Origin of the sequence: Hyphomicrobium sp., from assembly GCF_019744875.1 — a bacterium.
Taxonomy (GTDB): Bacteria; Pseudomonadota; Alphaproteobacteria; order Rhizobiales; family Hyphomicrobiaceae; genus Hyphomicrobium_C.
Genome location: NZ_JAIETU010000013.1, coordinates 29,923 through 49,653 on the forward strand (window position 1 = coordinate 29,923; position 19,731 = coordinate 49,653).

Annotated in this window: 15 protein-coding genes and 1 tRNA gene; 7 read left to right on the plus strand and 9 right to left on the minus strand. The window is 64.6% G+C overall.

All coding sequences use genetic code 11. The features are described from left to right. Positions 1–35: 35 nt before the first annotated feature. Positions 36–1,802 carry a hypothetical protein gene (locus tag K2Y42_RS18345; RefSeq protein ID WP_291155290.1) on the minus strand — a complete coding sequence of 589 codons (1,767 nt, stop codon included), beginning with the start codon at positions 1,800–1,802 and terminating at the stop codon, positions 36–38. A 198-nt stretch (positions 1,803–2,000) separates the two neighbouring features. After that, positions 2,001–3,692, minus strand: coding sequence for an OmpA family protein (locus K2Y42_RS18350; RefSeq protein ID WP_291155293.1), 1,692 nt, complete (start codon positions 3,690–3,692; stop codon positions 2,001–2,003). 396 nt (positions 3,693–4,088) lie between these two features. Between K2Y42_RS18350 and K2Y42_RS18355 the strand changes: the two genes are divergently transcribed. Next, positions 4,089–4,787 carry a response regulator transcription factor gene (locus K2Y42_RS18355; protein ID WP_291155295.1) on the plus strand — a complete coding sequence of 233 codons (699 nt, stop codon included), beginning with the start codon at positions 4,089–4,091 and terminating at the stop codon, positions 4,785–4,787. 107 nt (positions 4,788–4,894) lie between these two features. Here the strand turns inward: K2Y42_RS18355 and K2Y42_RS18360 are convergent, their stop codons facing one another. Next, positions 4,895–6,274 (minus strand): hybrid sensor histidine kinase/response regulator, encoded by a 1,380-nt coding sequence (locus K2Y42_RS18360; RefSeq protein ID WP_291155298.1) that lies wholly within the window; start codon positions 6,272–6,274, stop codon positions 4,895–4,897. After that, on the minus strand, positions 6,271–7,437 hold the full coding sequence (locus K2Y42_RS18365) for an FIST N-terminal domain-containing protein (RefSeq protein WP_291155301.1): 1,167 nt from the start codon (positions 7,435–7,437) through the stop codon (positions 6,271–6,273). Before K2Y42_RS18365 ends, K2Y42_RS18360 begins: the two co-directional genes overlap by 4 nt. Before the next feature lie 278 nt (positions 7,438–7,715). On the opposite strand from K2Y42_RS18365, the gene K2Y42_RS18370 reads away from it, so the two are divergent. From K2Y42_RS18370 to ppk2, 5 genes are read left to right on the plus strand one after another with little or no spacing between them, the layout of a single operon-like run. Then, on the plus strand, positions 7,716–9,254 hold the full coding sequence (locus tag K2Y42_RS18370) for a glycosyltransferase family 39 protein (protein ID WP_291155304.1): 1,539 nt from the start codon (positions 7,716–7,718) through the stop codon (positions 9,252–9,254). 3 nt (positions 9,255–9,257) lie between these two features. Next, positions 9,258–10,049: a phosphatase PAP2 family protein gene (locus K2Y42_RS18375; protein ID WP_291155307.1), complete on the plus strand. Its 792-nt coding sequence runs from the start codon at positions 9,258–9,260 to the stop codon at positions 10,047–10,049. A gap of 8 nt (positions 10,050–10,057) precedes the next feature. Beyond that, a complete protein-coding gene (locus tag K2Y42_RS18380) occupies positions 10,058–10,861 on the plus strand; it encodes a glycosyltransferase family 2 protein (protein ID WP_291155308.1) in 804 nt (267 codons plus the stop codon). Further along, entirely contained in the window at positions 10,846–11,196 is a 351-nt protein-coding gene (locus tag K2Y42_RS18385; protein WP_291155310.1) for a lipid-A-disaccharide synthase N-terminal domain-containing protein, read from the plus strand. The genes K2Y42_RS18380 and K2Y42_RS18385 overlap by 16 nt, the downstream gene beginning before the upstream one ends. A 48-nt stretch (positions 11,197–11,244) precedes the next feature. Beyond that, a complete protein-coding gene (gene ppk2 / locus K2Y42_RS18390) occupies positions 11,245–12,150 on the plus strand; it encodes a polyphosphate kinase 2 (RefSeq protein WP_291155313.1) in 906 nt (301 codons plus the stop codon). Between the two features lie 78 nt (positions 12,151–12,228). Here ppk2 and K2Y42_RS18395 read toward each other — a convergent pair whose 3' ends face one another. The 4 genes from K2Y42_RS18395 to K2Y42_RS18410 all read right to left on the minus strand — a co-directional run bounded on the left by K2Y42_RS18395 (position 12,229) and on the right by K2Y42_RS18410 (position 16,573). Then, positions 12,229–14,595 carry a molybdopterin cofactor-binding domain-containing protein gene (locus tag K2Y42_RS18395; RefSeq protein WP_291155316.1) on the minus strand — a complete coding sequence of 789 codons (2,367 nt, stop codon included), beginning with the start codon at positions 14,593–14,595 and terminating at the stop codon, positions 12,229–12,231. Positions 14,596–14,597: 2 nt separating this feature from the next. Beyond that, positions 14,598–15,050 carry a (2Fe-2S)-binding protein gene (locus K2Y42_RS18400; protein ID WP_291155319.1) on the minus strand — a complete coding sequence of 151 codons (453 nt, stop codon included), beginning with the start codon at positions 15,048–15,050 and terminating at the stop codon, positions 14,598–14,600. Between the two features lie 653 nt (positions 15,051–15,703). Further along, a complete protein-coding gene (locus K2Y42_RS18405; protein ID WP_366512431.1) occupies positions 15,704–16,282 on the minus strand; it encodes an EF-hand domain-containing protein in 579 nt (192 codons plus the stop codon). Between the two features lie 198 nt (positions 16,283–16,480). Further along, positions 16,481–16,573, minus strand: a tRNA-Ser gene (locus tag K2Y42_RS18410). 288 nt (positions 16,574–16,861) lie between these two features. On the opposite strand from K2Y42_RS18410, the gene K2Y42_RS18415 reads away from it, so the two are divergent. Continuing rightward, positions 16,862–17,527: a hypothetical protein gene (locus K2Y42_RS18415; protein WP_291155323.1), complete on the plus strand. Its 666-nt coding sequence runs from the start codon at positions 16,862–16,864 to the stop codon at positions 17,525–17,527. A 765-nt stretch (positions 17,528–18,292) separates the two neighbouring features. On the opposite strand, the gene K2Y42_RS18420 is transcribed toward K2Y42_RS18415, so the two are convergent. Continuing rightward, positions 18,293–19,669, minus strand: coding sequence for an N-acetylmuramoyl-L-alanine amidase (locus K2Y42_RS18420; protein WP_291155326.1), 1,377 nt, complete (start codon positions 19,667–19,669; stop codon positions 18,293–18,295). Positions 19,670–19,731: the final 62 nt, after the last annotated feature.

Consider the following 19,731-nt stretch of genomic DNA (forward strand, 5'->3'; position numbering starts at 1 on the left):
ATGGCTTCTCCCCAGCGCCGCGAACCTGAAGCCGCTTACGCCTCGCCCCTGTCCACGCGCCGCGAGAATTCCGTCTGCCCGCCGGACGCCAGGATGCGCGCCTGCTCGATCCAGTTCTCGCGCTCGATGCGGCCCTTGAAATCGAGGAGCTGGCTGATCCGGTCGATGTCCGCCCCGGTCCAGTTCGCCACCTGCTCGTAGCCGGTGATGCCGAGCGAATTGAGCTTCTTTTCGATCAGGACGCCGATCCCGCGAATGCGCTTGAGGTCGTTCACCTCGCCCGTGCCGGTGGCGGCGGGCGACGCGCGGAACGCTTCGGATTTGACAGACCGCAGGCCCGTCAGGCCATCGCGTGGGGCCGCTGCCTCTTCAGCGGAAGACTTGGGCTCGATGGAGATGATCGAGGTCTTGGTTGCACTCCCCGCGTGCTCGTCTGCGAGAGCGGCAGGCGCTTCTTCCTCCGGCGGCAGCTCGCCAAGCGAGGCGCCGTCGTCGGCCAGCGTATCCTCGGCGCGCGTCAGGAAGCGGGCCTGCGCGATCCAGCCTTCGCGCACAATCCGGCCCGCATCGATCCCGAGTAGCTCCTCGTAGAACGCGCCGTCCTCCTCGCTCCACGCCGCGATGTGAGACAGGCGCGTCACGCCGTTATCGAACAACAGTTGCTCCGATTTCGGATCGATGCCGATGATGCGATGCAGCCGCTCGCCATCGACCGGAACGGCCACGGCCGTCTCGACACGCGGCCACGACGAGTTCGCCGTCCAGCCCGTGGCCAGCACGTTCGCCTGCTCGATCCAGTTTTCCTGCTCGATACGGCCCTGAAGACCGAGGCTCTGGCTGACGACACGCACGTCGTCCGGCGTCCAAGCGGACATCGCGGCGAACGTGCGCACGCCATAACCGTACAGGCGGTCTTTCAGCGCGGCATCGATGGAGCGGATGCGCGTAAGATCGTCGCCCGGTTCGTCGCTCGGGATCGCGGACGCGACCGGCTCGGCCGCAGGCTCAAACGCGGCAAGATCTGCGTCGTCCTCTTCGCTCGCATCGGCCTCTTCGGGTTCCGCCTGCGCGAGCCGCTCGGCTTCCTCGGCGTCGGCCTCGGCTTTCGCCGCCGCAGCGGCGGCCGCTGCGGCAGCAACCGCGACGGCAATTTCGGTGTAGCTGCGCCCGGCCACCGGCTTGAACGCATTGTCGTGCGAGACCTCTTCGGCGGGCAGCGGAGGCTCGGGCTGAGGAGCCGCCTGGACCGGAGCAACCGGTGCCGGTGCGGGCTCGACGGCAACAACGGGAGCGGGAGGAGCGGGCGGCGGAGGAGGAGCAGGCTGAGGAGCAACCTGCACGGGCGCGGGTGCGGGCTCGACAGCAGCGGGAGCCGGAGGAGCAGGCCGCGCAGCAACAACTGCTGCCGGAGGCGGCGCAGCAACAACAGCCGGAGGCGGCGCAGCAACAACAGCCGGAGGCGGCGCAGCAACAACAGCCGGAGGCGGCTCGACGGCGGCGGGGCGCGGCGGCAGCGGCTGCACCTCGACGACGGGCCCCGTGTTCGGCGCCTGGAAAACCGGCGGCACGTTCGGACCCTGCCCGCCCGCAAGCGCGCGGCCAAAGCGATCCGTGGCGAGCGGCGCGGCGGCAACGGCGGCAGGCACCGCAACCTGCGTCAGCCCCGGCGACGCAGCCGGAACGGACACCTCCTCGTCTTCGCTACGACCCGAGAAAGCTCGGCGAAGAAGGCAGGCGAGCGATGCGCCGAGCAAAAACGCGCCCAGCAGCAACAAGAACGTCTGCACCAACAAAAACGTCATACGCCCAACTCCCCTCCCAAGGCCGCACCGGCGAGCATGTCCGGCAAAGCAGAAGTGCCCCGACTACCGGCTCAGTCCTTGACTCGTCCGCAACTGATCCACCCGACGACGACGCCGATGCCAAAGGCGGCAGCCAGGTACCAGAACAACTTCACGAACAGGTATTCCATCGCGCCGTTCCCAATCTCGATTTCCGCGTCAGTCCGTAAAAACTCTGAATTCGATGCGCCTGTTGCGCGCCATGCCTTCCGGCGTGCTGTTGTCGGCCACGGGACGCTCGGCCCCGAACCCAACCGCAGACAGTCGGTCTACGGGCACGCCCGCATAGACGAGGCTCTTCACGACGGCGCGCGCGCGCCGGTCTGAAAGGCGCTGATTGCGATCCGGTTCGCCTTCGTTGTCGGTGTGACCGGAAACCTCGACGCGCGCTCCCGGGCACGACTTGATGATCTCGGCGAGCCGGGCGATCGTGAGCGAGCTACCCGGATCGATGTCGGCCTTGGCGCGCTTGAACAGGATCACGCCGTCCTGCGCGGCGGCGGTCAGCCGTTCCTCGCAGGCGCGCGTGTGATCGGTCGTCTTGCGGTTCTTGCGCGCCTCTTCGGCTGCCGCGACGGCCTTGCTCACCTCAGCGGCGGCTTTCGCCTTCGCGTCGGCGTCCGCTTTCGCCTTGGCGTCGGCGGCGGCCTTCGCCTTCGCGTCCGCATCGGCTTTCGCTTTGGCTTCGGCGGCTCTCTCGGCCTCTTGCTTGGCCTGCTCCGCAGCCGCCGCCTCTTGTGCCTGCTTGGCGCGGCGGGCGGCTTCTTCCTGCTCCGCCTTGAGCGCCGCGTCCTGCTTCTTCTTCAACGCGGCAGCCTCGGCCTCTCGCTGAGCAGCCGCCGCTTCCTCGGCTTGAGCCTTGCGAGCCGCCTCCGCTTCCTGCTCGGCCCGGCGCTTCGCTGCATCGGCATCGGCTTGCGCTTCGGCCGCCATGTCCGCTTCCTGCTTCGCCTTCTGGGCGGCAGCCGCTTCGGCGTCCTGCTGGGACTGACGCGCGGCCTCCTGCTGCTCGGCCTCGAGCGTCTCTTTGTATTTGCGTTGAGCGGCGGCAACCTCGTCCATGTAGGCTTTGCGCGACGCCTCCGCTTCCCGCTCGGCAGCAGCGCGGGCTTCCGCAGCGCGCACCGTCTCTGCCTGAGCTTCAGCGGCGCGGGCGGCCTCCGCGTCGGCGGCGGCGCGGGTCTCTGCGGCCTTGTCCGCCTCCTGCTTGGCCGCATGCGCGGCAGCGGTTTCGGCATTCTGCGCCGCCTGCGCCTTGGCAGCGCTTTCCGCCGCGAGCGCCGCAGCTTTCGCCTCAGCCTCGCGCTTGGCCCTCTGCGCCCGTTCGATTTCAGCTTGCTCGGCCTGACGGCGCGCAGCCTCAGCCTCGGCTTGCGCTTGCGCCTTTCGCGCGGCCTCCGCTTTGGCTTCCTCGTCCTGCTTGGCCTTCAACACCGCATCCGCTTCCGCCTGGCGCGCCTTGAGCGCAGCCGCGGCTTCGGCTTCATCCTGCTTTTTCCGCTTTTCGGCCTGACGTGCAAAATCGGGATCCGCAGCCGGACCGACAGCCGCCGGCATCGGCTTGCTGCCCGCCAGATCCGTCTTGAGCTGCACGGTGCGCACGCCCCAAACGCCGCGCACAGCGTCCAGCGCAGCCTTCGGCTCGCCATCTTTCTTGGCGCGTCCCGTGATTACGGCCTCGCGCCCGATAACGCTGACTTTCGCCCACGACTGTCCCGCCGCGACGAGCGCTTCCTGGGCCCGTTCCGTGAGGTCGGCTTCAACATTCGGCCGCTCGCGTTGGAAGGTCGCCCAGCTCAGCATCGCGATAGGAATGAGACCCCAAACCCACCGCGAAGGATTGCACTTCATTCCCGCCCTAAGCTCCCTGACCCACGCATACTTTTAGGCGCGCCGTAAGACAGAACGGCGACCCGAGCGGACGGCCCCCACCTGCCGTACCTTCCGCGCGGGCACTATAGACAAGGCCTCCCGCGTTTCCAAGTTTGACCGGCAAGAGAACATCGGGGCTTAACCCTCTCAAACTGCTGTCGCCTCTTTCGGCGCTTTCAAGCACGCGATTAAGCATTTTGCCTGTATTACCGGCGTCTCTTTGGTCCATAGTCCAAGAATGGTCTTTTCTCTTGCCAAAGCCCCGTCGCACGGGACATTTAATTGCCTAGTCAGTCATCATATGGACATGGCGTTGCTTGGTTTTGAAGCCTTTGCGGCTGGACGTGTCGCCAATCCCAACGGAGGATACCAGCCATGACGGTCAGATTTTTGATCGTCGACGATCATCCGTTGTTTCGCGAGGCCCTTCAGCTCGCCATTCAGCAGGGCTATCAGGAAGCCGAAATCGTCGAGGCGTCCTCCATTGCCGCGGCCCAGGAGGCACTGGCCAGCGATCAAGTCTTCGACCTCGTTTTGCTTGACCTTTCAATGCCGGGCACCCGCGGTTTCGATGGATTGATCGAGCTGCGCGCCGCCCGTCCCAAGCAACCGATCCTTGTCGTCTCAGCCCACGAGGATCCGCGCATCGTCCATGAGGCGATGAGCTGCGGCGCCGCCGGCTACATCTCCAAATCGGTCAAGAAGCGCGACCTCGCCGAAGCCATCCAGGACGTCATGGCCGGGCTTGTCGTGCTGCCCAAGGGCTACGAGCCGCCGGCCACCGACGGCGCCCCCTCGCGCGAGCCCGATCTCGTGGCGCGCGTTTCCTCGCTCACGCGCCAGCAGCTACGCGTGCTGAACATGGTCCGCCAGGGCATGCTGAACAAGCAGATCGCCCACGAGCTTGGCGTCGGCGAAACGACCATCAAGGCGCACGTGTCCGAGATCATGCGCAAGTTGAACGTGGTTTCGCGCACTCAGGCCGTCATCGAGGTGACGAAGCTGGACTACGGCTCCATCCTGGCCAAGGCCGCCTCTCGGGAAAACGAGAAAGACGCCCCGCCCCGGTCCTAAGCATAGGCCTCAGCCCGAGCTTCATCGAACGAGACTGCCGCGCGAATGCGCACGCGTGCGGTTTCGTTGCCCGACGTCCATGTCCCTGAAGTCACGAACGCGCGTGTCTACCGCACGAGATGCGTGACCAGCGCCCGCAGTTCCGCCGGCTTGACCGGCTTGCGCAGGATTTCGCATCCCGCCGCATCCACCCTGCCCGCAACTTCGGACGAGTGATCGGCAGTAATCACGACCGCCGGGATCGCCGCCGTCCGCCCCGCGCGCAGCGCCGCGACCGCCGAGAGCCCGCAATCGCCGTTATCGAGATGGAAGTCCGCCAGGATGATGTCGGGATGGAACGACGGCTCATCCGCGATCAGCCGGTCCACGGCCGCCAGCCCGCCCAACAGCCGGATGTTGCAACCCCACCGGTCGAGCAACGCGCGCATGGCATCGCGAACCGCCGCATCGTTGTCGATGACAACCACGTTGAGCGCGGCGAGCCCGTAGGCGAGCGCGGCAGGCTTGCGCAGCGTGCGCGTGAACGCCGGATGCGACACCACTCCGTCGGACACCGGCACATAGACCGAGAACCGGGTTCCCTTGCCCACCTCCGAGCAAAGCTCGATCCGATGCCCCAACGTTTCGCCCATGCGCGCGATGATGGCCAGCCCAATGCCGAAGCCGCCGCCAAGCGAGCGCTGGCCCGCAGCGCCGCGATGGAACTCCTCGAAGATCTTTGTCTGCTCGGCGGGCGCAATGCCCGGTCCCGTATCCCAGACGTCGATGCGCAGGTGATCGCCCCGCCGCCGGCCGGCCAGCAGCACACGCCCGCGCTCGGTGTACTGCACCGCGTTGGCAAGCAGGTTCTGCAGGATCCGCCGCAGCATCAGCGGGTCCGAGAACACCAGGGTGTCCCGCGCGGTCATCGACAGCTCGAGGCCCTTGGCGCGCGCGATCGGCGTCAGGTCGACGAGCACGGACCGGAACAGGTCGAGCGTATCGATGGTCTGGAACGACGGCTTCAGCGCCCCGGACTCGAGCTTCGACAGGTCGAGAATGGTTCGCAGCAGCTCCTCAATGGTTGAGAGCGCATGGTCCACCTGGCCGATCAGGCGCTGATGCGCTTGGTTGTCGTGGATCTCCGAAAGGGCCGACAACGACAGTCGGGCGGCGTGCAACGGTTGCAGCAGATCGTGACCGACGGCCGTGAAGAAGCCCGTCTTGAAGCGGTTGGCCCGCTCCGCCCCATCGCGCGCCGACATCAGCTGCTCGTTAGTGCGTTCGAGCCGGTTGAGCGCGGTCTTCAATTCTTCGGTGCGCGCACGCACCTGTGTCTCGAGCCCGATGGCCGTCTGGAACATCGAATAGGCGTTCGCCTGATAGTCCATCGACCGCTCGACGCGCTGCATCAGCGCGGCGTTGATCTTGGCAAGCTTCGAGTTGCGACGCTCGAGATCTTCGATCGCATCCGCACGCGAGAAGCTTTTTGTATCGTCGATGCTCAACGCACGCCTCGCCGAGGCCCGAACGCAACGCCGGTCAGCGTCTGATTGAGATGCATGGCGTTGTGCTGCTCACCGTAGGTGTGGAAGCCGACCACGCCATAACTTTTGTACAGATCTTCCATCTGTCGACGGACCTGCCGGTTCTCCGCGTCGAGACGTCTCAACACGCAATCAAAGCCGAGCACGAGATCGATGCCGCCGAGCGCGCTGTCGAGATCGGCCAGCACACGCTCGGTGGAACTCAGCATATCCTTAGGCCGCGCAACCGTGAAGACGAGACCTTCGTCGATAGCACAAAAGAACGACAGGCTTCCGTCCGGGTTCATGTTGCGGATCGAGCGGCAGTAGTAGTCGCCGCCCACTTTCACCACCAGCGGATACGAAGCAAAGCTGAACGGTCCGAGATCGTCGGGCATCAGACCGATGGCGTTGGCGTACTCTCGCGCCGCCGGCTCCGCATTGAGTTCGTGCACGGTGCGATCGGACGTGTTCGCCGCCGTGACCACGAGCTTGATCTCCGTCGGCTCGAAGTTCGACGTCTTGAAAATGCGGAACGGAAATTCGCTCTCGATCAAGATGAGCACGGCGGCACGGCCGAGCGCGCGCCCCTCATGAATGATGGAGGTCTGCGAGAAGGCCATGCCGTCGCCGGCCGACCCGCCGATCAGCGGCATATCGCCGAACGCCCAATGGACGGCCGCCACCAGCGCTTCCTCGGCGTTGCAGAGGCCGTCGACCAGCAGCACGCCGAACACGCTGTCGGATGGCTTTCCGGCGGCGCCATATCCCATCTGCGCTTTGAGGCGCGCCACGATCTCACTCGACCGTTCGACGCCGAACTCCGCCACGTCCTCGATCACACCGGTATGAATGCGAAACCCTTCGCGCGGAAAGGCGAGCAGCACCACGCCTTTCTCGAACAGCCCATCGGGGGAGATCCCCCCCGACGTGGAGCAGCCGGTGATGGCAACCCCGGGAAACGCTTCCGTGAGCCCGGCGGCAACATCCTCGGCAGCATAGTCAGTCGAAAAAAAGGCCACGATGTGCTGGAAGTCGCCGTTGAGGGCGCCCTTCAAATCGCGAATGGCTTCCCCAACCGCTGGAGCACAGGTGCTCGCGATGCCGATCCCACACGAGCCTGCGGCGGCCGAAACTCGCCCCATGCATCTCTCTCCCCTTCGCGCTTCTCGTTACGTACCTTGAGGCACGCTCGGGCGCATATTTTCAACGTTGCCTGCAACGCTGCCACACCTGTCCAGCCGTCGCAAACAAACTCGTACAGCCCGGTAAAATCTGACCAATCCGATTGGACCGGAACGAAGTGTGACACCCGGCGATACCACCGTCAGCGTCCTGTCACCAATCATTTATGGGACTGTCGCGCAGCACTGTTAGCGGAAAACTCCCACCGCGGCTCAGGCCGCACGTCGAGGGATGTTGGATGCAGGATCTCGCGCTCTCCGCCAAAGGAGAAAACGTCGTAAACGCGCAGTCCCGGCCGCTGCCGGAACCGGGCGTCGACGCGCGAACCGGCTGGCTGGCCCTCGCTGCGGCCCTGACCGCTCTCGCAGCGTTCCGCCTGGTGGCTTTGGCGCTGAACGGCACGGACCTGCACATGGACGAAGCCCAGTACTGGGACTGGGCCCAGCAGCCGGCATTCGGCTACTTCTCCAAACCACCCCTGTTGGCCTGGATCATTGCGGCGACGACCGCCGTCTGCGGCGATGGCGAGTTCTGCGTGCGGCTGCCCGCGGTGGTGCTTCACCTCGTGACCGCCGCCCTCGTCTACGCTGTCGCCCGCAGGCTCTATACGCCCCTGGTCGCGATGCTGTCGGCGCTTGCCTATGCGCTGCTGCCCGCCGTGTCCCTCTCGAGCGGCATCATCACGACGGACATTCCCCTGCTCGCGGCGTGGGCCCTGGCGCTGCTCGCGTTCACAGGTCTCCTGGAGCGGCCGAACGCACCCGACGCCATCCTGCTGGCGATTGCGCTCGGCCTGGGCCTGAACGCCAAATACGCGATGGCCTATTTCATCCTGTGCGCGGCCATCTATTTCGCGATTGCGCCTGCTGCCCGAAAGCTTCTCCGCACGCCCCATCTCTGGCTCGCACTCGTGGCCGGCCTCGCGATGATCGCCCCGAACGTTCTCTGGAACATCGACAACGGCTTCGTCACGTTTTCGCATACGGCCGACAACGCCAAATGGGGCGGCATCCCCTTTCACCCCGGCAAGGCCGCTGAGTTCTTCGTCGCGCAGTTCGGCGTCTTCGGACCGATCGTGTTCGGAAGCCTGCTCGTCGTGACGTGGCAGATGATGCGGCGTCCGGAAAGCAGAACCTCATCCGACGTATTGCTCGCCAGTTTCTCGATCCCCATCATCGCGCTCGTCACCACGCAGGGCCTGATCTCGCGTGCGCATGCCAACTGGGCAGCCCCGGCCTACGTCGCCGCAATCGTGCTCGTCACGGCGGTGATGGTGCGGAACAAAGCCTGGGGCTGGCTCCGCGCGTCTTTCGCGATCCACGCCGCCGTTGCCATCCTCATCGCGGCCGCAACCTGGCAGGCTGGCCGGTACACGATCCCCGTCGTCGGAGATCCGTTCGCACGCACGTTGGGCAATCGCGCATTGGCCGACACCGTACGTGAGGAAATCCAAAAGGCGGCAGACGGGCCGGCACCTATCCGCGCCATCGTGACCGACGAGCGCGAGGCAGCCGCCGCTCTCGCCTACTACGGGCGTGACATTCCACTGCCCCAGCTTGCGATGCGCCCGCGCGCCACTCCGCAAAACCACTTCGAAATGACGCGACCGCTGACGCCGGGCGGACCGGAGCCCGTTCTCTACGTGACCCGCCGCGCAACGTCGGTTCCGGAAGGCCGCTTCCGCGCGGCGTCCGCACCGTCAGAACGCAGCGTCCGCGCGGGCCAACAAACCGAAACCTACCGATTTTTCACACTGCTCGCGACCGGGAACAAGTGAAGCATGATCGCCTACGACCACAAAGCGACTGAAAGCAAACTGCGCCGGGAATTTCTGATCGGCACCGTGCTCATGGCCTTCCCGCTTGCAGCACTCCTGATCTCCGCGCCCCAAATCGATCTTGGGGTATCGGCGGCCGTTCGCCAGTTGTGCGAACCGGCGCCTGCCGGCTTCCCGTGGTGCAGAAGCGTGACGGCGGTCACCCTGGCCCGGAATGTCTTCATCGGCCTGTTCGCCGCCGTCGCGATCGCCACGGTCGCCACAACCGTCTACGTCATGGTGACGGAACGGCGCCTCCTGGGCTTCAGGCAAGTTCGATGCCTGTTCGTGATTGCCGTCCTCATTGTCGGGCCCGGCGTCGTCGCAAATCTCATTCTCAAGGACAACCTTGGCCGGGCGAGACCTCGCGAAGTCATCGAATTCGGCGGAACGAAAGCCTATTCGCCGCCGCTGCTTCCCTCCCGCGAATGCGACCGGAACTGCTCGTTCGTCAGCGGCGAAGCCTCATCCCAATTTGCGGCGTTCTTCGCATTGGCATTCGTGTTGCCCCAGTTCCGGAAAGCGCTGATCGGCGTCGCCCTGGCCGCCGGCACCGTCGCAGGTGCGGTCCGGATCACGCAAGGCGGGCACTTTGTGAGCGACGTCGTGTTCGCCGGCATCGCCATGGCGCTGACCGTGAGCGTGCTCCACATCGCGATCATCGGCATCTGGCAGGGCCCGCAACTCCGCCCGCGCACGACGCTGGCGCGCTTCTTCCCTTGGCTCACCCTGCCGTTTGCAAGGTCGCGCGGATGATCGAACCCATGGCAAGCAGAGAAGGCAGTCTCTCCGTCGTCATCCCGGCCTTCAACGAGGCGGGAAACATCGGCGACCTGGTGATCGAAACAATCGACGCCGTACCCGCATCCCTCTTGCGCGAAATCGTCGTCGTCGACGATTGCAGCGACGACGGTACCGAAGACGTGCTGAAACGCCTGAGCGTAACGATCCCCGCGCTTCGATACGTGCGCCACGGCGCCCGTGCCGGCCAAAGCGCGGCATTGCGAACGGGCGTGCGCACCGCAACGGCGCCCCTCATCGCCACGATGGACGGCGACGGGCAGAACGACCCGCGAGACATCCTGAAACTGCTCGCAGCACTCGAAGCCCCGAGCGGCGAGACCGTTGTCCTGGCCGGAGGCGTCCGCACGCAACGGCGGGCGGAAGCCTCTAAGCGCATCGCATCCAAGGCCGCCAACTGGATCCGCGACGCCGTGCTCGCCGATCACTGCCCCGACACGGGATGCGGCATCAAAGTCATCCGCCGCGACGTGTTCATGGACCTCCCGTACTTCTCGGGCATGCACCGCTATCTCCCGGCCCTCGTGAGGGCTTACGGCTGCGCAGCCGTCTACGTGCCGGTCAACGATCGCCCACGCCGCACCGGCGTCTCCAAATATTCGAACCTGGGCCGCGCCCTGATCGGCATCTACGACCTCGTCGGCGTCCGCTGGTTGATCCGACGGACGGTCCTTCCGAACCGCAGCACCGCTCTCGCCCTACGCGAGCAGGAAGGCGCACACAGGTCCCTCGCCCAGCAAAAGGAGCCTGCATGTTTGCAAAGCTGACCACGTGGTGGGCCGCACTGACGCCGGAAGAACTGCTCTGGCTCTCCATCGGGTTGCTTGGCCAGGCGCTGTTTTCGGCACGCTGGATCCTGCAGTGGCTCGTGACCGAGCGGTCGCGCCGCTCCACGGTCCCGGTCACGTTCTGGTACCTGAGCCTCCTTGGCGGCCTTTTGGTACTGGCCTACGGCCTCCATCGAATGGATCCCGTGATCCTGATCGGCCAGTTCGGCGTGATCATCTATGCGCGCAACGTCTTCTTCATCCGGCGCGAACAGGGCGAGACGGCGACTGTCATCAACCCGTCACAGCCAGGAATGAAACATGCACGCCAGTGAGCCGGCGGCAACGCCGGTAAGAATGCCAACGACGGAGCAGTCGGCCCGATGACGAACAATGATGAGCTGTCAAAGAAGATAACGGAAGACTTCCTCGACAGCTTCGACGAGGAGCTCGAACTGGAGCTGGAGGACGAGCACCTTTCCAGCGAGCAGGACGCCGGCTCCACGGGCCTCGACCGCAAGCTCTACTTCAAAGAGCTGTTCCGCATGCAGCGCGAGCTGGTCAAGCTGCAGGACTGGGTGGTGAACCAGAAGCTCAAGGTCGTCGTCATTTTCGAAGGCCGTGACGCGGCCGGCAAGGGCGGTGTCATCAAGCGCATCACCCAGCGGCTCAACCCGCGCGTCTGCCGGGTGGCGGCGCTGCCCGCGCCGAGCGAGCGCGAACGCACGCAATGGTACTTCCAGCGCTACACAGCCCATCTTCCCGCCGCGGGTGAGATCGTGCTCTTCGACCGCAGCTGGTACAATCGCGCCGGCGTCGAGCGCGTCATGGGCTTCTGCTCCGAAACCGAGGTCGAGGAGTTTTTCCGCTCCGCGCCAGAGTTCGAGCGCATGCTGGTCCGCTCGGGCATCCTGCTCGTGAAGTACTGGTTCTCGATCACCGACGAAGAGCAGAACTTCCGCTTCTCGATGCGCATCCGCGATCCGCTGAAGCAGTGGAAGCTCTCGCCGATGGATCTGGAATCGCGCCGCCGCTGGGAGGCCTACACCAAGGCCAAGGAAGCAATGCTCGAGCGCACGCACATTCCCGAGGCGCCGTGGTGGGTCATCGAGGCCGTCGACAAGAAGCGCGCGCGACTGAACTGCATCGGCCACCTCTTGACGCAGATCCCCTACCGCGAAGTCGAACGCGCGCCCATCGTGCTGCCCGAGCGCGTCAAGAACCCGGACTACATCCGCGGCCCCGTGCCGGACGAGCTCTACGTTCCCGATCTCTACGGCGAAGACTGAAGCGACCCGCCGCTAGCCGAAAAAAAGCGCGCCGGACACTGTGTCCGGCGCGCTCGCGTTTCGACAATCGGAAACGGCTCAGCTCACCTTCTCGCCGATGGGCAGGTTGCGCACGCGCTTGCCCGTCGCGGCGAAGATTGCATTCGCCAGCGCCGGCGCGAACGGCGGAACGCCGGGCTCACCGACGCCGCCCGTATGCCAGGACGGATCCTGCGGCTCGACGATGACCGTCGTCACCTTCTTCGGATAGTTTCTCATCGTCGCGATCGGATAGTCGGAGAAGTTCGACTGTTCGACCGCGCCGTCCTTGAAGGTGATGCCGCTGTAGAGCGCGTTCGACATGCCCATCACAGCTGCACCCTCGATCTGGGAGCGGATGCGTTCCGGGTTGACGTAGAACCCGCAATCGACCGCCGTCACGACCTCCGGCACGCGCACGGTGCCGTCGGCGTCGACGGCCACGTGCACCACGCTGGCCACGTAGCTCGCGAACGCGCGATGCGCCGCAATGCCAAGACCCTGGCGCTCCGGCAGCGTCTTGCCCCAGCCGGCCTTCTCGGCCGCGAGCCGGACGACGTTCTTCAACCGCACGGTGTCGATCGGGAACTGCTCGTACGGCTCGCCGTAGTTCCAGAAGTCTTCCGGGAAGCCGCCGGCCTTGAGATCGATCTTCCGGTCCGGCCCGATCATCTCAAGCAGGAAGTCCTTGGGATCGCGGCCGAGCTTGTGCGCCATCTCGCACACTGCCGATTGCACGGCGAACGCGCGCGGAATGTTCGACACCGAGCGATACCAGCCGATGCGCGTGTGCGTCTTCGCCTCACCGTTCTCGCACCGCAGGTTTGGCACATCGAACGGCACGTCGACGAAGCCCATCCCGTACTCGATCGGGAACTGATAGCCGCTGTCGGGCGCAAACGTCGACACGATGGAGGGCGCAACGGTCCGATGCCGCCAGCCGATCACCTTGCCGGCGTCGTCGGCAGCCATCTCGATCCGCTCCACAGACGTCGTGTGGTAGAACGAATGGCGCGTGTCGTCCTCGCGCGACCACTGCAGCATCACCGGCTCGCCGCCGAGCTTCTGCGACAAGAGTGCCGCTTCGATCATGAAGTCCCACTTGGACTTCCGCCCGAAACCGCCGCCGAGCAGCGTGACGTGCACGACCACGTCCTCGACCTTCATCTTGAGCGCTTCGGCCACGTCCTTGCGCGCGCCGTACGGGCTCTGCACCGGCGCCCAGATCTCGGCCTTGCCGTCCTTGATGCGCGCCGATGCCACCAAGGGCTCCATCGCCGCCTGCACGAGGTGCGTCGCGTGATATTCCTCGCTGAACACCTGCTTAGCCTTGGAGAACGCCGCATCGACGTCGCCCTGGTTGCGGATGACCTTGCCCGGCTTGGCCGCCGTAGCCGACATCTCCTTGGCGTACTCCGCCGAGTTGTAGGAGGCGTTGGGGCCGAGATCCCAGTCGACGCTGATCGCGTCGCGTCCGAGCATCGCCGCCCACGTCGTGTTGGCCACGACCGCAAGGCCACCGAGCTGCGCGAACTTGCGCGGCACAGCGTAGACGCCCTCAATTTCGACCACCTTCTCCACGCCCGGAATCTTGAGTGCTTCCGAGGCGTCGTACGACTTGATCTTCGCGCCGAGAACATCCGGCCGGACCATGGCCGCGAACTTCATGCCGGGCAATCGCACGTCGGCGCCATAGATCGCCTTGCCGACGGTGATGTCGCGCAAGTCCGCGATCTTGGTATCGCCCTTGCGCATCAGCGTGAACTCAGCGGGCGTCTTGAACGTCAGCGTTTCGATGGCAGGCGTCGGCAGCGCCATGGCTGCTTCCGCGAGATCACCGAACCCGATGCTGTCGCCCGTCTCCTTGCCCGCGCCGTCGAGCTTGACGACGGTGTGCGCCTTGGCACGGCAGAGCTTTGCGTCGACACCCCACTTGGCGGCCGCGGCCGCTTCGAGCATCTGGCGCATCGCCGCGCCGCACTGGCGCATCGGCTGGATGAAATGGCGCATGGAGCGCGAGCCGTCGGTGTCCTGGTTGCCGTACTTCGGCTCGTCGCCTTCGGCCTGCACCAGACGCACGCGCGCCCAATCGGCTTCCATTTCGTCGGCCACGACCATCGGCAGGCTGGTGCGGATGCCGGTGCCCATCTCCGAACGGTGCGTCACGATCGTGACGTCGCCGCTCTTGTCGATGGCAATGAAGATATGCGGATCGTTGACGGTCTTGTCGGACATGCCCTCCGCGCCGGTCGGATAGGGCTTCAACGGCTCACGCGCGATTGCGGGCGCAATTTTGACCGCGAGCACAAGTCCGGAGGCGAGCAGCGCGCCGCCCAGAATGTGCCTGCGGCTGACGTTTTCGATGATGGCCTGCGTCGAGGATTTCTCCGCCCGGGCCTTCGCTTCGTTCTCGATGTAATGCAACATGATCAGACGCCTCCCGCCGCGAGCTTCACCGCTTCATGGATGCGCTGGTAACAGCCGCACCGGCAGAGGTTTCCGCTCATGCTCTCGACAATGTCTTCGTCCGAGGGCGCACTGTTCTGCGCCAGCAGAGACGCCGCCTGCATGATCTGGCCGGCCTGACAGAACCCGCATTGCGGTACGCTGACCTGCCGCCAAGCCTTCTGCACCGCGTGCTCGCCATCCGCGCTCAGGCCCTCGATCGTCGTGACCGATTTTCCGTCCGCCATTTCGACGGTCGTCATGCAGGAGCGGACGGCCACGCCGTCGAGATGGATCGTGCAAGCGCCGCACACACCCGCGCCGCACCCGAACTTCGTGCCCGTCAATCCCGCCACGTCGCGCAGATACCAAAGCAGAGGCGTCCCGGGATCCCCCTCTATCGTGCGCTTTTCCCCGTTCACGGTGATGCTAGCCATGGCCACGTTTTCTCCCGATTTCACGGCAGCGCATGTGCGCCGCCAACTGCTCTCCGGAACTTGGAGGAAGAGGCAAATCCTTCTCCTCACAGCGGTCGCGCTGGAACCGCGAGGCACAAAATGCGTGCCTAAAAGTTGCGAACGGAAAACCCGCATCGCAGCGCCGATATGCCGTGCACGTGCTTCCGATCACGTGCACGGCTCATGCAAATTAGTACCTCACATCATGCGTTTCGAAAATATGTTCCTCGGAAATCAAGATTTAAAGATCGCTATTCCCGAATGGACATAACGAAAGAAATAGAAGCACTTTTTCGAGCACAATTTTCTAACGTGGACTGAGCGATGAAGCAGCGATCGAGCTGCGCACGCAGCGCGCTTCGCGCGTGCACAAGAAGCCACGCGGCCTGCAGCCGAACGGCCGTGCAGCTGAACAGAGATGTCGATCGAATGACGCCGTCATCGCGCGCCAACAGCGGAGCGAAAGCGCGAGCAGCCGCAATTGCGGAGCAGCGAATGAAAATTCCGAAAGCAGGAAACGATGTAGCCGAGTGCAAAACGGCACTCGGCTTTTCTCGTCATGGACGCGGGAAATCCGTCCACGCCAAATCGAACAACGCGAAACGCGCTTCGTTTGTCAGAAAATCAGGAGATCAATAAATGAGTTTCAGCAAATCCTGACCGGCGCCCGACTCAAGCTCTTTCTTGTCGATCGTGCCATCGTTGTCGGGGTTGGCCGTCTTGAACTTCTGCTCGATCACCGCTGCATACTCCTTGGTGTCGAGCGTGCCGTCGTTGTCGGGATCAGCAGCCTTGATCGCTGCCGCATCGAGAACGCCCGCCAGTTCCTTTTCGTCCAAGGTGCCGTCGTTATCGGGATTGAGCTTGGCGAACTTCTTGGTGCCGCCCGCCTGCGCTTCCGCAAGATCGATCGTGCCGTCGTTATCGGGATCGAGAGCCTTGAGCGCGGCCGAACTGTCTCCGGACTGGCCACACGCGGAGAGCGCCAGGGCGCTGGCTAAAAACGTCATAAGGGCAATTTTCTTCATAGTCAGCCTCCTCGCCGTTTTACGAAAAACCCCGCCGCAGCCGGAAAGCTTTGGTGGGGTTTCGACATCCTGAGCTAGGACCGTCGGCAGGAGAAATAACCCGCCACCCAAAGAAAAGTTCCCCGATGCCCCGGCACAGCCCGGCAGCGAAAAATGACGGCCAGAGGAAAAGCGCTTCAACACGGCCGAAGGCTCGGGAGCGTCTTGGCGGAGCCAAGCTTCAGCGGCCATACGGAGCATGAGCGCAAAATAAGCCCGAGTGAGCAGAAAGGAACAGCTTGAGAAAAAGGGCTTCGGCGCAGCCCGAAGGGCTCGGGAGAAAAGCGACCCGGGCCCGATGGCCCGCCCATGCGGAGCGCCTACAGGCGCGTGAGCCAAAAATGGCGGAGACGAGGGGATTCGAACCCCTGATACCCCTTTAGAGGGTATAACGATTTAGCAAACCGCCGCCTTCAGCCTCTCGGCCACGTCTCCGGATAGCGAAGCAACCGTATAGAGGGGGGGGTGCCGGTTGGCAAGCGCTCCTCCTCGCCATCCACGCCATGTCTACCGGGTGTCTTCCCGGTCGATTTTTGCCTCAAAAGGCGTGCCCCTTACCCACCCATGAGAGAGCCGCGCCAAGCCCCGAATCCAGGCCAGTTGCCGACGCACCGGAGCCTGCTCCGTTTGGTGGCTCACTGGTCCTGTGGTAAGCAGGAGGACGCCGCGCATTCGCGCCACCGAAGAGCGACAAAAAGCGTGCACGGGATGCGGAGTGAGTGGATGTCGAGATGCGGACGTTTTGCCCTCGGGGCCGGCCTCGCGCTCGCGTTTTCGCAGCCGGCTGCCGCGCTGGAATATTGCGTCACCTGCGAGGGCCCGCCGGCCATGTATCGCTGCGTGATTGCCGGCACGCCAGACGGTCCCGGTAAAAACGACAGCTCCTCTCTGTTTTGCATCTCCGAGATGGCCGCACGCGGTGGCCATGAAAAATGCGCCGTATCGCGGGGCGCCCCGTTTCCCTGCCCCGGCCTCGCCGCAACCGTAAACCAGCCCGCGAACGCGCCGACGGCCCCATCGGCGGCCACAGCGCCGGGCAACCAGCAGCCCCACGCCAATGCGCCCACGAGCCCGGCTCCCGTCGGCCCCGAGGCCGCGCCCGAGGCAGCTCAGCCTGCCCCGGCGAAGGTGCCGCGCACGGTGGAAGAGCTGGCGAAAGAGACCGTCAAATCCTCGAAGGCCGGCATCGACAAGGCGGGCGAGGCGATCGGCGGCACGGCGATGAAGGCAGGCGAGCACATCGGCAACGCCGGCAACGCCATCGGCAGCGCGGCCACCAACACGTGGGCTTGTATCTCGTCGTTTTTCACCAAGTGCGGCGGCGACCCCGCCCCGGCTGCCGCTCCGACGCCGGACCCCGACCGGAACGAACAGCCGCCCCCCGAGTGAGCCCGGAAGTCAGGCACGGCATTGCAAGCGATCCGCCCGTGACTGAGGCACTGAGTCAACCGAGCCACGGCCGCGGAATTTTGTGGCGCCGCAAGCTTGCCGTCATCCGAATCGCTTAGCTTTCTCGTGTGGGGGAAAGATTTACCTCGCCGAACGATCGTGGCCTAGGCCGCCCGGTCGCTCGATTTTGGTGCATGCGTCAGAGCCTTGAGACTGGAGTCCTTGAGCACTCTGAGCCAATACGACCGATCAGCTGGTCGTCGAACCCGACCGGACGCATGGCAGCCCAGGACGGAGCTGTCAGAGGGAGCGTTCTTCGGGTGCGCGATGCACCGCACTACAAGTCCGTCCAGGACCGCCGTGTCCTCTCCGACCCCGTCAACACCGTCGTCGTCTCGTTTCGCCAACCCTGGCGAAGGGAGAGGTGTGTCGCGGCTGCGAGGGCCCCGTTTGCTCGGAGCAGGACAACGGCACTTACTGCTAGAAGATGGAGTGCACTATGCTGAAGCACCTTCGTCAGTGGTCCCCCGACGCATTGCGACCAAGGAGCGCCGCTCATGCCCATGAGCTTCGGCACGATATCGAATGGAATTTCGTACTCCTCTGGCGCCTCAAACCTTCTCATCCTCCATGTAGATCCTGATTGACCTTTAGCCAGCAGGGCGTGCGACCCGGAAGCTGGCCACAACAAACAAAGGCCGGTCCCGAAAGGGCCGGCCTTCTGTTTTTCTAGGGTCTGCGCGGGCAGAGACGACGACTTGCGGACTACATCGGCAGGCGCGCGATCTGGGCCCCGAAGTAGTTGTCGACGGCCGTCATGATCGAGTCCGTCACCTTGTTGCGCCACGTATCCGAACGCAGCAGCTCCGCATCTTCCTTGTTCGTGACGTAGGCGAGCTCGATCAGCACCGAGGGGAACTTCGCCGTCTTGAGCACGCGGAAAGCCGCCTGCTGATCGGGCTTGGCACGCATTTCCGTGCTCGCCCCCATGTATTCGATGACCGAGCGCGTGAACATGCTGGTCCGTTCCTGCGTCGCATCGACTTCGCGCCCGGCAAGATCGGCGAGAATTCCACGCACGGCGGAAAGATCGTTGTCGACGCTGGCGGTCTTGATGGTCTCGACCTCGTCCTTGGAAAGAACGGCGCTCTTCACCTCGCCCTTAGCCGACCGGGACAACGCGTTGGCAACGGACTCACGCAGCGAATAGATCGTGGCGCCGCGCGCCTTGGAGTTGCCGCCCGCGTAGTCGGCGTGCACGGCGATAAACAGGTTGGCGTTGTGGCCTTCCGCATAGCTGACGCGCTTCGAAAGCTCGACGAACTCGTCCTTGTCGCGCGTCATGAGCACCTTGTAGCGCCCCGTCTTCTCCAGCTTGTCGCGAAGCTTGAGGCTGAACGCCAGCACGACGTCTTTTTCGACCGTGCCGTGCTTCATGGCGCCCGAGTCATGCCCGCCGTGACCGGGATCGATCACGATGATCGGCTTGAACGAACGTTCGGCGGCCTTGTCCGGACGCATGGCCGGGGTCGGCAGCGGCGGCTGCACGTCGCCGGCGCCAAGCGCGGACGGAGACGCAAGCTTCACCTGCTTCTTTGCCTTGGATCCGACCGGCACGATGTCGAGCGCGAGGCGGTGGCCCTTCTCGCCCTTTTCGCTGGCGGCCTGGATCGCGGCGCTATCGACCACGACGGGCCGCGTCACTTCGATGACGACGCGGGATTTTCCGGGAGCCGACTGGCCGGCATAGAACGAGCGCACCAGTCCGACGGCGATGTTCTCTTCCGGCTGCGGCGGCAGGCGGAGCGCGGTTTCCGCGATGTCGACGATGACGCGATTGGGATTAGAGAGCGAAAAGACCTGGAATTCGACCTGTTTCGGGAGGCCGATCAGGAAGCGTGTGTGCGAAACGTCGCCGCCGAGCGTCGCCGAAGGCGCGTTGGCGGAGGGCGGTTTGAGCGCTCCTGCGGCAGCGCCCAGCGCGCCGGTCTCGACCGATCCCTTGTCCTTCCCGTCCGCCTTCGGCGACTTGGAAGCCGCGCCAGCGGGTCCCGCCGCCACGATCGCCAGGATCGCAAGCAGGGGCGCACAGCGCGCAAGAGATGGTTGCAGCGCAAAGCGCCGCGATTTGGCATTCATCATCGTTGTGTGACCCCCGTCTACGCAACACGGTCCATTGGCGGGACAGTCATTCAGTACTGGTA